The organism is Bartonella clarridgeiae ATCC 51734, assembly GCF_000518185.1.
Classification (GTDB): domain Bacteria; phylum Pseudomonadota; class Alphaproteobacteria; order Rhizobiales; family Rhizobiaceae; genus Bartonella; species Bartonella clarridgeiae.
Map to the genome: position 1 here is coordinate 240783 of NZ_JADC01000011.1, position 13952 is coordinate 254734.

At 34.3% G+C, this 13952-nt stretch carries 9 protein-coding genes and 1 pseudogene; 5 read left to right on the forward strand and 5 right to left on the reverse strand.

Annotated elements, in window-relative coordinates:
- Positions 1–112 precede the first annotated feature (112 nt).
- Positions 113–775, forward strand: coding sequence for a nucleotide exchange factor GrpE (grpE, locus tag T420_RS0104675; RefSeq protein ID WP_013544418.1), 663 nt, complete (start codon positions 113–115; stop codon positions 773–775).
- Between the two features lie 899 nt (positions 776–1674).
- Here grpE and T420_RS0104685 read toward each other — a convergent pair.
- The 3 genes from T420_RS0104685 to T420_RS0104705 all read right to left on the reverse strand — a co-directional run bounded on the left by T420_RS0104685 (position 1675) and on the right by T420_RS0104705 (position 5433).
- Entirely contained in the window at positions 1675–3447 is a 1773-nt protein-coding gene (locus T420_RS0104685) for a sensor histidine kinase (protein ID WP_013544419.1), read from the reverse strand.
- Between the two features lie 39 nt (positions 3448–3486).
- Positions 3487–4209, reverse strand: a complete 723-nt coding sequence (locus T420_RS0104690) for a response regulator transcription factor (protein WP_013544420.1) — start codon at positions 4207–4209, stop codon at positions 3487–3489.
- Between the two features lie 681 nt (positions 4210–4890).
- Complete coding sequence (locus T420_RS0104705) at positions 4891–5433, reverse strand: copper chaperone PCu(A)C (RefSeq protein ID WP_026501186.1); 543 nt, start codon at positions 5431–5433, stop codon at positions 4891–4893.
- A gap of 917 nt (positions 5434–6350) precedes the next feature.
- Between T420_RS0104705 and dnaK the strand changes: the two genes are divergently transcribed.
- The 4 genes from dnaK to T420_RS0104725 all read left to right on the forward strand — a co-directional run bounded on the left by dnaK (position 6351) and on the right by T420_RS0104725 (position 11597).
- Positions 6351–8240, forward strand: a complete 1890-nt coding sequence (gene dnaK / locus T420_RS0104710) for a molecular chaperone DnaK (RefSeq protein ID WP_013544424.1) — start codon at positions 6351–6353, stop codon at positions 8238–8240.
- A 156-nt stretch (positions 8241–8396) separates the two neighbouring features.
- The gene (dnaJ, locus tag T420_RS0104715; RefSeq protein ID WP_013544425.1) at positions 8397–9524 is read left to right on the forward strand and encodes a molecular chaperone DnaJ; all 1128 of its coding nucleotides are present in this window, start codon (positions 8397–8399) and stop codon (positions 9522–9524) included.
- Between the two features lie 240 nt (positions 9525–9764).
- Positions 9765–10670 (forward strand): acetylglutamate kinase, encoded by a 906-nt coding sequence (gene argB, locus T420_RS0104720; RefSeq protein ID WP_013544426.1) that lies wholly within the window; start codon positions 9765–9767, stop codon positions 10668–10670.
- 42 nt (positions 10671–10712) lie between these two features.
- Positions 10713–11597, forward strand: coding sequence for a DMT family transporter (locus tag T420_RS0104725; protein WP_013544427.1), 885 nt, complete (start codon positions 10713–10715; stop codon positions 11595–11597).
- A 198-nt stretch (positions 11598–11795) separates the two neighbouring features.
- Here the strand turns inward: T420_RS0104725 and T420_RS0104730 are convergent, their stop codons facing one another.
- Positions 11796–13472, reverse strand: a complete 1677-nt coding sequence (locus T420_RS0104730; RefSeq protein ID WP_013544428.1) for a BID domain-containing T4SS effector — start codon at positions 13470–13472, stop codon at positions 11796–11798.
- A 37-nt stretch (positions 13473–13509) separates the two neighbouring features.
- Positions 13510–13849, reverse strand: a pseudogene (locus T420_RS0104735) (P-type DNA transfer ATPase VirB11); the annotation flags it as partial.
- Positions 13850–13952: the final 103 nt, after the last annotated feature.

Consider the following 13952-nt stretch of genomic DNA (forward strand, 5'->3'; position numbering starts at 1 on the left):
GAGAGTTTTGTTAGGAGTGACATTGTATTAATGAATAAGTTAAAGAACTCTTGATTTTTGTTTGAAAAATTTCGATATCAAGAATATAAATTTATGAAGGAATAGAATTTTTATGTCTGATGAAAAAAACAAGTTTGATGATGCTTCATTCGAAAATTCCAATTTGAAGAAGTCAGGTGATTGTGACGTGTTTAAGCAAGCTCCTGATGAATTTTTAAAGATGAATGAAGAAGAGATTTTCCCAGATGCTGAGCGAGAGGAAAGTGAGCCTGCTGATCCTTTAGTTGTTTTACAGGATGAAAATAAGGAACTGAGAGATCAAATTTTACGTCTCGCAGCAGAAATGGAAAATCTTCGGCGTCGAACAGCGCGTGATGTAGCTGATGCTAAAGCATATTCGATTGCCAATTTTGCTCGTGATATGTTGTCTGTTTCTGATGATTTGCATCGCGCATTGGAAGCAATTCCGAAGGATGAAGGTGAGAATGATTCAGGGTTAAAAACATTAGTTGAAGGTGTTGAAATGACCGAACGTGCAATGATGGCGGCTTTAGAGCGTCATGGGGTGAAGAAAATTGATCCAGAAGGGCAAAAATTTGATCCTCATTTTCATCAAGCGATGTTTGAAATTCCCAATGCTGATGTGCCAGAGAATACTGTTCAGCAAGTTGTTCAGGCAGGTTATATTATTGGTGAACGTGTCTTACGTCCGGCAATAGTTGGTGTAACTAAAGGAGGAGTAAAAGAAGCTTCTGTTGAATCTGAAACAGTATAAACTATATCGGAAAAGAAATTTTTTGTGAGTTGGCAGTTTTTCAATCTACGTCGGTATAAAATAATGCGCTGAATAGTTTAAAAAGCTTTTTTGGTTTTAAAGATATAAAATTGCTCAAGTTTTAATACAAGCTTTACAATAACAAATTATTTGGAAAAGTTTTTAGGTTTTAAGTAAATTGAGACCTGCAATTATCAATTTTACCATGAAGAATTTAGCTTACTTCAATTATTTTTTTTATTTCTAGTTGATAAATGACTTTGCATTTTATTTGATTTGGTACAATCATCATATTAAAGAATATGCTTTTTCTCAAATGTTCGCAGAGGTCCTCTTTAGCATTTTATCTCAGATGTTTTTATCTTTCCTCCTTTCAATATATTCATAATGGTATCAGAAAGATTGGTGAAAAATATTTTTCCAGGTATTTTTAGTTAGTTTGTTTATGTTATGATGGAACATTAGTGGTAATTTAAAGCGTCATTAAAGTTCTATAATGGCAGGCAAGAAGGATTGCAGGTAATATTGTAACCAATGGGTAGGATATGGAACTTACAAAACATAAAACTAAAGCAAATAAAGGTGCTAAAAAATTAACAATCCTGATATTTATTGCGTTTACAATTTTTTTATTAATGAGCGTCTATATTCTTAAAATATTTTAGTTGACGAGTTTACGACGATATATCCAGAATTATTTTGTGTTATATCGCAAAGTTGTCTTATTGTTTTTAAGAATATGCATTTAATCATCTATATTTAAAATAATTATTTATGTTTCTTTGCAATAATGCGCTTTGCATTTTTTTATTTTGTAAGGATTAATAATTAATTATTCTCATTTTGTAACTAGATTATTATGGAAAGTTAATCACTTTCTTTTTGATTTGGAAGAGAAGTTATTTGGCAAGCGGAAGAGTGATAATAAATCGAGCACCAGTTTTTTCTTTTTTAAATTTGGGGTCAACAATATTTTCAGCTGTGAGAGTTCCATTATGAGCTTCAATGATTTGCTGACTAATTGCAAGGCCAAGTCCTGAATGTTGTCCAAAAGCATCCTTACTTGGTCGATCAGTATAGAAACGTTCAAAAATACGCTCGATATTTTCTGAACGAATACCAGGACCATTGTCTTCAACAGTTAAAATAAGATTTGAAGCATTATTTTTCATCGTAATACAAATTTTACCATTTTTACGGGGAACAAAGGAACGTGCATTTTCAATGAGATTAGAAATCACCTGACCTAAACGTAATTCATGTCCTACAATAAGATAGGGTTTACCATTAGTTCGTGGGATAATATTAAAATTAATATCAATATTTTGTTTATTACAATGGACTTCACGAATAGCTTGAATAAGACTTTTCAATAGTGAGCTCATATCAACTATTTTGGCGGTTTCGCGGGCAAGTTCTGCATCTAACCGCGACGCATCAGAAATATCGGTAATTAAACGGTCAAGACGATGCACATCATGTTGGATAATTTCAAGCAATTGTGTCTGTTGTGCTTTATTTTTAGTTAGTGGTAGTGTTTCAACGGCACTTCGTAGCGAGGTGAGAGGGTTCTTTAATTCATGGCTTACATCAGCTGCAAAACGTTCAATAGCTTCAATGCGTGTATAAAGAGCGTTGGTCATATCGCTAATAGAGGTGGAAAGACGACCAATTTCATCTTCACGTTTTGAAAAATCAGGAATTTTTATTCGCTTACTACGACCATGGCGCACACGATTAGCAGAGGAAGATAATTTACTTAATGGATGAGCAATAGTATGGGCTAAAAATATAGAAAGAACCAAAAACACACTTCCAACAACGGCAAAGATTTTAAAAATGATCAATTTTTCACTTTCTACAATATCATCAATGTCTGAACCGGTAGTTGAAAGCAAAAGAGCGCCGACTACTGCACGATAACGTTGAACAGGCACAGCAACCGAAACAATTAATTGACCTTGCCTGTTACGTCGTTTAGCAGTGGCAGAAGAGCCATTTAATGCTAGATGAACTTCTGGGTGGATAGTCTCATTATCTTTTACTTGTCTTCTATCAACAGTAATACCGTTGCTATAGAGTAGATTGAAAAAAAAGGATTTTAAGTGCTCCCAAAGATTTTGTTTCATTTGAATAGGAGGTAAATTATAGGTAAAAACTTCACCACTCGAATAAAGAACACGTGAATCAAGAAGCAAAGTTGCATCCCGATCATATATCCGTGCTCTTGTCGTTTTTGGTGCAATAAGACGTCGCAAAAGTGGGGCAACTTGTTCCGGATTAATGGGGAAATCCCAAGTATCAGTTGATTGAAGTGTTGGTGTAACACTTTCTCCAGCCTGTAATTCCAAAAGTTTTTGGGGGTCAATTAAAATAGAATTCGTATCTATTGTTGCAGATGCGGCAATAGCTCCAGCAATAATTTTTCCTTGGGTGCGCAAACTTTCAATTTTCGCTTCGATCAAACCATTGCGAAATTGATTAAGGTACAAAATACTTGTAACTAAAATGCCAAGGGCAGCAAGATTTAAAATAACAATACGGCGTGTGAGACTGGAAAAGAACAATTGCCTTAAAAGACGTTGTATCCGAAAATACAAATGTACAAACATAGAAAATCGTATCGGAGAAGTATTGCTTGATGATTTGTTGAGTAGAGTATTTTTTTTCATCGAGTTCTTCGCCGTTCAAGCTGTTGCGGCAAAATGGTTTTATACTTCATGAAAACGGTAGCCTACACCATAAAGCGTTTCAATCATTGCAAAATCATTATCTACTTGTTTAAATTTTTTACGCAAACGCTTAATATGACTGTCAATAGTGCGATCATCGACATAAATTTGATCGTTATAAACAGCATCCATTAAAGCATCACGACTTTTGACAACTCCTGGCCGTTGCGCTAAAGTTTGCAGAATCAAAAACTCTGTGACTGTTAATATAACAGGTTTATTTTTCCATGTACAGATATGACGTTCTTGATCCATAACAAGATCACCACGTCTGAGAGAAGAAGCTGGTGTTGCTCCTGTAGGAAGCGGTTGATTGCGGGCGTTGGAACGGCGCAAAACAGCCTTTACTCGCTCAATAAGAAGACGTTGAGAAAAAGGTTTGGTAATAAAATCATCAGCTCCCATTTTGAGGCCAAAAAGTTCATCAATTTCATCGTCTTTAGAGGTTAGAAAAATGACTGGAATATCAGATTTTTGACGCAGACGGCGCAAAAGTTCCATCCCATCCATTCGCGGCATTTTAATATCAAAAATAGCTAAATGCGGAGGATTAACTGTTAAATTTTTAAGTGCAGCTGATCCATCTGTATAACTTTCAACCCGATAACCTTCTGTTTCAAGGGCAAAAGATAAGGACGTTAAAATATTACTATCGTCGTCAACCAACACAATTGTTTGGGTGACGGTTGGAGTATCCTTCATGGTTTCTTAAACCTTTCTCGCTGTAGAAGCAAACTGTCCATGTTATTATATGGGAGTTCACATTTTTTTTGCAAAACAAATATAGAACAAATTGTAATAAACATTGAACGAATTGTAACAAAGACAAGGACCTTTTGTTTTATGGAAAGATTATTTGCCTTTGCAATTTTGTAATGCTTTTTTGCGTATTAGGATCCCTTCTATTATATAAAATTTTTATTAAGGTGTTTTTTATCAAATTTTACACTGATTTGCGTCTAAAAAATAAACAGATAAATTTTGATCGATAAAGTTTATTCGATTTATCTATCTGTTTTAAAAGTAAAAATATATAATGATATCAAAAAAAAACGCGTTTTTATCGCAAGAAAAGAAAATATAATAGCATTTAATTTTGTTAAAACAAAGAGATGAAATGCTCAATATAAGCAATTATGAAAAAGAAGAAAATGATTGTGAAAGTACAGTTGATAAATTTCTATTTGAAATAGAATAAAGTGATATCCAAATTAAAAAGGCAATAATCGTTGATCATTTGCAGGATATTTCTTCCATTTACGTTACGGTGATAAGAAAAGATTACAAAAATTTTTCTTACACAAGCATGCACTTTAGAAAGAAGTAAGGCATTGAAAAACCTTCAGTATTTTGTATTGATAAAACAAATGGTCATTAAAAAACTTATTTAGAAGATGGTTTTACTCCGATTGCGTTTACAAAAAAGTCGACATCAATTGTTCCTGCTTTTTCAAAGATTAATTTTGCATTAATTTTTTCATTTTGTTGAAATGGTTGTGAAATCCCCATAAACATAATATGATGACCGCCAGGTTTAAGTGTGATTTCACCTTTTCCTGGAATTTCAATACCATTCGATATCTTTTTCATTTGCATAATATCAGTAGTTATTGTCATAGAATGAATTTCTGTCTCTTGTGCCCTATTTGTTGAAACAGCAATCAATCGGTCAGGAGTATCGCTATGATTGATAATATAGAGATAACCGCTACTCACTTTTGAACCTTTAGGCGTTACACGGGTCCAAGGATGAATGATTTCTAAATCACCAAGTTTGTATTGGTGGGCATTTACAGTTGCAGGTAAAGCTATAAACACAAAAATAAAGGCACACAGGATATTCATATTATTTTTAAGTGAGTATTTTGCAGAAAGAGTATATAGAGATATGAAATCTTTTATTTTTTTTACAGCAAACGTCATGATGAATTGATCCTCTTTTTCATGTTCATTTATAAATGCTTTATTTTATTGAAAGCAAGAACTTTATTCAAAATAAAGGGAGTGTTGTTTACATTATATTGAATATTGATTTGATTACATTATATTTATTTGATTCATGAGAGAGCAAAAAGTATGCGCATGTTGGTTAAGCAAGTAAAAACTAATATAATCATAAAAAACCATAGACATAAATAGTTTACTTTTATGTTTTTGCAAATTTAAAAAATATACAGACACAGAAGATTATAATATCAATATTTTGCATAATAAAGTGCTCATAAGAATTTTGAACTTTCTGGTGATTATGTACGGTAAAAAAGAGCTGTTGAGAAATAAACTTACAGATAATTTCCTGATAGGTATTTTTTTAAAATAGCTTTAACGGTAGAAGTAAATCGAAAAAAACTTTATCTAAATATAGGTAAATTAATTTGTGAGGAGTATCAAAATGTAATCAAATATGATTATCATACAATATTGTACGATAATCTTGTATGTATAAAAAAATTTACTTGCTATTTTCTATAGCTGTGAAAAGTAAAGTACAAAAAAAGCTAAAAATTAATTCTATTCTTTATAATTTTTATTGTGCAATTCATATTTTTATAAGAATTTAAAGAAGTGTGCATTATTCTACTTATTTATGCCTTAAAGATGGTATTGTGATGAAGATATTAAGGATAAAATTTTTATTTTAGTACTGTTTCTCTCGTTATTCTCTTGTAGGGATAAAAAGATGTTCTTATATACCAAGCAACAAGGCTTGTTATGATTCTCAATTTATTATTTGTTTAATTTAAAATTTTTAAAATTAATGTAAGCTATAGAATGTGATGAGGAGCTGTCCAAGAAAAATGCTTGATAAAGATTTAGACGGCTTGCTGAGTGGAGATTAAAATATGGCAAAAGTAATTGGTATTGATTTGGGGACGACCAACTCCTGTGTTTCTGTTATGGATGGCACAAATTCAAAGGTCATTGAAAATTCAGAAGGAGCACGGACAACACCTTCAGTTGTTGCTTTTACTGATAGTGGAGAACGGCTTGTTGGGCAACCTGCTAAACGGCAAGCAGTTACAAATCCTGAAGGGACAGTTTTTGCAGTTAAACGTTTAATTGGGCGTCGCTTTGATGACCCTATGGTTGAAAAAGATAAAGCACTTGTACCTTACAAAATTGTTAAAGGTGACAATGGTGATGCGTGGGTTGAGGAAGCAGGTAAGAAATATTCTCCATCACAAATTTCAGCAATGATTCTTCAAAAGATGAAAGAAACTGCAGAGTCTTATTTGGGTGAAAAAGTTGAGCAAGCCGTTATCACTGTTCCTGCTTACTTTAATGATGCACAGCGTCAAGCTACCAAAGATGCGGGTAAAATTGCTGGGCTTGAGGTTTTACGGATTATCAATGAGCCTACAGCAGCAGCTTTAGCTTATGGTTTAGATAAGAAAGACGGAAAAACGATAGCTGTTTATGATCTTGGGGGTGGTACATTTGATATTTCTGTACTTGAAATTGGAGATGGTGTTTTTGAAGTTAAATCAACCAACGGAGATACATTCTTAGGTGGTGAAGATTTTGATATGCGCCTAGTTAGTTATTTTGCAGAGGAATTCAAGAAAGAGCAAGGAATTGATCTAAAAAATGATAAATTAGCGTTGCAGCGTTTGAAGGAAGCTGCAGAAAAAGCAAAGATTGAGCTTTCTTCTTCACAGCAAACAGAGGTTAATTTGCCGTTTATTACAGCTGATCAGTCTGGTCCTAAGCACTTAACAATGAAATTGACACGGGCGAAGTTTGAATCTTTAGTTGAAGATTTAGTACAACGAACTATTGAGCCCTGTAAGGCAGCATTAAAAGATGCAGGACTGAATGCAGGCGAGATTGATGAAGTTGTTTTGGTGGGTGGTATGACCCGTATGCCTAAGATACAGGAAGTTGTACAAAGCTTCTTCGGTAAAGATCCACATAAAGGTGTTAATCCCGATGAAGTTGTCGCTATGGGTGCAGCTATTCAAGGAGGAGTGTTACAAGGTGACGTAAAAGATGTATTGCTTCTGGATGTAACACCTTTGTCTTTAGGTATTGAAACATTGGGTGGGGTATTTACACGTTTAATTGAGCGTAATACCACTATTCCTACTAAAAAGTCGCAAACTTTTTCAACTGCTGATGATAATCAAAATGCTGTAACTATTCGTGTTTTCCAAGGTGAACGTGAAATGGCTAATGATAATAAGTTATTGGCTCAATTTGATCTTGTTGGTATTCCACCAGCACCCCGTGGCGTTCCTCAGATTGAAGTTACTTTTGATATTGATGCGAATGGTATTGTAAATGTTTCTGCTAAAGATAAGGGAACTGGTAAAGAACATCAGATTCGTATTCAAGCATCAGGTGGTTTGAGTGATGCTGATATTGAAAAGATGGTTCAAGATGCAGAAGCGCATGCTGCTGAGGATAAAAAGCGTCGTGAAAGTGTTGAAACTAGAAATAAAGCAGAATCTCTTGTCCATTCAACTGAGAAGTCATTGAATGAATATGGCGATAAGCTTTCAGCTGAGGATAAAGGTCAGATTGAAACAGCAATAGCTGGTTTGAAGACGGCTCTTGAAGGCAGTGATGCTGAAGAAGTATCAATAAAGATGCAGAAATTAGCAGAGGCTAGTATGAAGCTTGGGCAGGTTATGTATGAGGATTCGTCAGCAAAAGCTAATACTGAATCAGATACGAAAAATGATGATGTTGTTGATGCTGATTTTGAAGAAATTAATGATAAGAAGAAATAGTTAAAGCAAATGCATTCATGAATTAATAAACCTGGCCTGTGAGATATAAGGCTGGGCTTTATTGTTTAGAAGCAGTTTTTTCTATGTTTTTCGAAAAACTAAATTAAAACAAATATTATCTGGAATGGATGACAGACAATTTATCGGGAATACATGATGAAGGTTGATTATTATGAAATTCTTGGCGTAACCCGTGGATGTGATGATAAAAAATTGAAATCTGCTTTTCGTAGGCTAGCAATGCAATATCATCCGGATCGTAATGCGGGGGATAAAGAGGCTGAACGGAAATTTAAGGAAATTGGCGAAGCCTATGAAGTTCTTAAAGATCCTCAAAAACGGGCTGCTTATGATAGGTTTGGTCATGCGGCTTTTGAAAATAATGGTCGCGAAGGATCTAGTCCATTTGGTGGTGGATTTGCCGATATTTTTGAAGATTTTTTTGGCGAAATTATGGGAAGTGGACATCGTAAACGTAGTGATGGTCGTGAACGTGGGGCTGATTTAAGCTATAATATGGAAGTGACATTGGAAGAGGCATTTGCGGGAAAAACTGCACAAATTAATATTCCAAGTTCCATTATTTGTGATGCTTGTGAAGGATTAGGTACAAAAAAAGGCTCTAAACCAAAAACTTGTGGGACTTGTCATGGAGTTGGACGTGTACGTGCTGCACAGGGCTTTTTTTCAATTGAGCGGACATGTCCGGTTTGTCATGGTCGTGGCGAAATCATTACGGATCCATGTTTAAAATGTCATGGGACAAAAAGAGTTGAAGAAAATCGTTCATTGCGTGTCAATATTCCAGCGGGTATTGAAGATGGTACGCGTATTCGTCTTTCTGGTGAAGGAGATGCAGGTATTGGTGGTGGTCCTGCAGGTGATCTTTATATTTTTCTTTCCATTAAAGCGCATGAATTTTTTCAGAGAGATGGTGCTGATCTTCATTGTCGTGTGCCTATTTCAATGGTTACAGCTGCTTTAGGAGGTGAATTTGAGGTCTCTAGCCTTGATGGTGTTAAGGCACGGGTTAAAGTCCCTGAGGGTACACAAAATGGACGCCAATTCCGCCTAAAAGGTAAAGGAATGCCTATGTTGCGTCAACAAGCCAAGGGTGATCTTTATATCCACATCACTATTGAAACACCACAAAAATTGACTCAAGAACAACGTACATTATTACAAGAATTTGATAAGCTTTCAAATCATGAAAATTCACCCCAATCACATGGTTTTTTTGCACGTATGAAGGAATTTTTTGATAATATTGCTAATCAAAATTAATAAATAAGTTAGGGGAAACTTAAAAACTAACATAACAATCTTTAATAATAATTCAGAGTTATTAATTGTATATTTTAATATTTAATCATTTGAAACAAGTCATTCTTATTTTGTTTTCATTCTTGTTTGGGATAGCTTTAATAAAAATTGATGGTTTTTAATGGATTGAGTAGTTAAAACTTATTTTGACTTTTCCTAAATTCCATTAAGAAAAGGTAAAAATAATGCGGAGACTCTTTGATGGAGAATATTGAGAACAATGATGAAAAGGCTTATGAAAAACAGGCAGCGTTTTTGTCATCTGCTTTACCTTATATGCAAAAATATGAAAATGAAACAATTGTTGTGAAGTATGGTGGGCATGCTATGGGCGATCCTGCTTTAGGACGAGCATTTGCTCGTGATATTGCTTTGTTAAAGCAGTCTGGCATTAATCCTATTGTTGTTCATGGTGGAGGTCCTCAAATTGCTGAAATTTTGACTAAAATGGGAGTTGAATCACGATTTGAAAATGGTTTACGTGTAACCGATGAAAAAATCGTTGAAGTCGTTGAAATGGTTTTAGCAGGTTCAATAAATAAGAAAATTGTAGCCCTTATAAATGCTGAGGGTGAATGGGCAATTGGGCTTTGTGGCAAAGATGGTAATATGGTTTTTGCTGAAAAGTCTTATAAGACCGTCGTTGATCCTGATTCACATGTTGAACGTGTTGTAGATTTGGGATTTGTTGGTGAACCTGTCGAAATTGATCGAACATTGCTTGATCTTTTGGCGTGTTCTGAAATGATTCCAGTTATTGCTCCTGTTGCTCCAGGACGCGATGGTAAAACCTATAATATTAATGCTGATATTTTTGCTGGAGCGCTTGCTGGCGCTGTAAAAGCAAAACGTCTTTTATTTTTAACTGATGTTTCTGGTGTTTTGGATAGAGAAAAGAAGCTCTTAAAGAAATTGACCATTCCTAAGGCTAAAAAACTTATCAAAGATGGAACAATTTCAGGTGGTATGATTCCAAAAGTAGAAACCTGTATTAAAGCTATTCAAGAGGGTGTAGAAGGTGTAGTTATTTTAAATGGAAAAACTCCCCATTCTATTTTGCTTGAACTCTTTACTGAACATGGTGCGGGAACGCTCATTGTTTCGTAGGGAGATGGGATTAATTTAAAGGATGGAGCTTTTATAGCTAGAATGAAACAGTCGAAATATTCCTTATTTAGTAAGCAAGAATTGGCGTTATTTTTTGCGACAGTGCTGTGGGGTATTACGTTTTTAATTATTCATATTGCAGTACATTATAGTGGGCCTCTTTTTTTTGTAGGATTTCGTTTTATTGTTGCAGCACTCATATCTGCGGTGGTTTTTTGGCGATCTATGAAAGATATAAATATTTATGAAATTTTTGCTGGAATGGCTATAGGTTTTGGAATATTTCTTGGTTACACTTTTCAAACGGCAGGGCTTCAGACTATTATTAGTAGTCAGTCAGCTTTTATTACAGCAATATATGTTCCGATAGTTCCAGTTTTGCAATGGATTTTTTTAAAAAAACTACCCCATTTATGTAGTTGGATTGGTATTATTTTCGCTTTTATTGGACTCATATTGGTTTCTGGACAAGATCTCAAAGGTATTTGTTTTTCAAAAGGTGAAATTCTTACTTTGCTGGGAGCTTTGGCGATTGCTGGAGAAATTATGCTGATCGGGTTTTTTGCAAATAAAGTTGATAGCCGACGTATAACAATTATACAGTTATTTTTTGGTAGCCTTTTTGCATTTTGTTGTATGCCTTTAATGGGTGAAAGCATTCCTAAATTTTCGTGGGTTTGGTTTAATATAGGTGTGGGATTGGCGCTGATGAGTGCAGTAATACAATTGACTATGAATTGGGCACAGAAATCTGTTTCGCCCACTCGGGCAACACTTATTTATGCCGGTGAGCCTGTATGGGCTGGTATTGTTGGGCGCTTGGCTGGAGAATATTTATCTCCCTCAGCTTTGTTGGGTGGTTTGTTTATTATGATAGGGATTGTAGTGGCTGAATTAAAACCTTCACAATGGCGTAAAAAAAAATAAAACAATTGAAAAAACAATTAGTTTGCTTTGCTAATATTTAATCTTAAAATGATTATTTTCTAAGAGAAATCATTAGTTGATGTTCTATAAAGCCTCTACATTTGAATGTAGTGTAAACAAAAGCTCCTAAATGTGAAATATTTTCAAAATAACTTCCCCCCGTAGATGTTCAAATGAAAAACAAAAATTTTTACATTTTTAGCCTGATACAATAAGATGTTTTGTAAGATCAACTGCTGGTTTTTGCATTTTTTGGTATACTTCTTTAGCTTTTTGAGCAGTTTTGATGATTGTTTCTGCTTGGCTTTCTGATATGCCAACATTTTTAGCAAATTGTTGATGATTACTTTCCAGGATCATTTTACGCTCGCTTGGTGAGAGACGAGCATTGAGTGAACTTATAAAATCAGTGAGCTCTTTGCCAATCGAAGAAGCAAGCGATTTTTCCTCTAATAAAACTTCTTTCTGCTTTTCTTCTGGTAAGTTAAGAATGTTTTGCAGTTTTGTGCTGGGTAGTTTTACTGTTTTTGAAAGGCGTTTTTGTTCTGATTTGTGCTGTTGAATCATTGTTGTTTCAACATTTTTTACAGCAGACCCATAACTTTTAATTGAGTTAGCGAGCTTTATAATATTATCTTCAGCTTTTTTACGCATCGAGTTTTTCATACCGAATATTTTTATACCTGCAAGCTTAGAAATAGATTGAGGAGAAGACGTGATTTGTGCGGAAAGCTGTTCGCCTGACTTTTGATTTGTATTAATCAACTCTAGCTGGTTATTTAATATTTTTGAGCTGCCGTAAACAAGTTTTGATAAATGTGTAACTTGTCGTAGTTTTGCTTGGATAAGAGTATCTTTTTTAATATTTTCAATTATTGCATTCTTTGTTAAAGGGGGTAGTTTTTCTTTTGGAATGAGAGTGTTTTCAATATTTTGTTTCATTGGAACTGTAATGGTGCATTCATCACCAAGCTTTAATGTTTTTAGTTGTTCTGGTGCGAGATCATTTTTGCTACAGATGATGTAGATATTATCCGTTTTGAGTATAATACTATCTGGACTATTATCTGTATAGATTCCCTTATAGGTTAAACCTTTATCTGCTGCTACAATAATACAATCATTAATATTCTTGTGATCAATATTTTTTAAGCTATTTATACATTCCTTCAAAACAGCCGTTTTTATGGGGTTGGAGATATCATCAAAAAGCTTTTTCATAGGTTCTAGATTGCTATCTTGCGCTGCTGTAATGCTAGCTTCAGACATACGTTCTTTTGTCACAACTGAAAAGTCAAGATAATAACCTGCAGCTTGAGCAAGCTTTTCGCAAAATATCCGTTGTGTACGTCCATTGCCTTCTCTAAAAGGATGCGTATAGTTAAGGCAAGCAAATATTTCTGCTATATTCTCAATAAATTCTTTGTGCGATAAGCCTTGTAAATTATTCTTTTCGATAAGCATCTTATCTATATTTTTTAAACCATCTTGCACTTTATTGCCGGTTGCAAAAATAATTGGTTGTTCTGTTCTCCAATTTGATCTTATCATTTCTGGCATAACGCCAACTGTACCATCTGCAAATGTAAATGGAAGATCACGGGTATGTCCAGCCCATTCAAACGTTTCCTTAAATAATTGTTTGTGAAGATATTTTAAATAGGAAGAATCAAATTTTTTAGGCGGTTCTTCTTGACGCAAATTAATAGCTGCTTTCGCTGAATCATGCGCACATTTATTAGTAAAGTCTTTATGGTTTGTTATTCCATATTTATTTTTCAGTGTGAGACTATTAGGATAGTTATAATGACTAGGTAAAGCTTGGTTGGATATTGATTCTGTTGCTATTGCTGCATTTGAGAGTGTTTTTTCCATAATTATCTCCTTATGGTATAAATGTTTAATTAATGTCTTTTTCTACAGCTGATGGAATGACAATTTGAATACGCTCATTATTCGGCAAGGTAGCTGATAATATTGGATTTTTATCGGAAATATTTTGCTTAGAATAAGGAAATATTTTGCTTAGAATAAGCGGCAATGACTTTAGCGATACCGATGAGTTCATTAAAGGAGAGTTCTGGAACTTCGATTGTTTTCCATCCTTTTATTCCTTCGATCATGACTTGATAGGGACGATTAATGACGATTTCGAAGAGACTTTCATCTTTGAGAAAGGTACGAATTGGTTTGAGTTTTGTTGAGACGATAGCGACGGTTTCATCACTTATATTTTGAGAGTTTTGCTTCATTTGGGAGTTACCATAGAGTTTTTATTGAAGTCCCCTGAAAAGGCACGATGAATAATCTGTTTGTTATTTTCGATAATTTTTAATTTGTACACAGTGGAGAAAT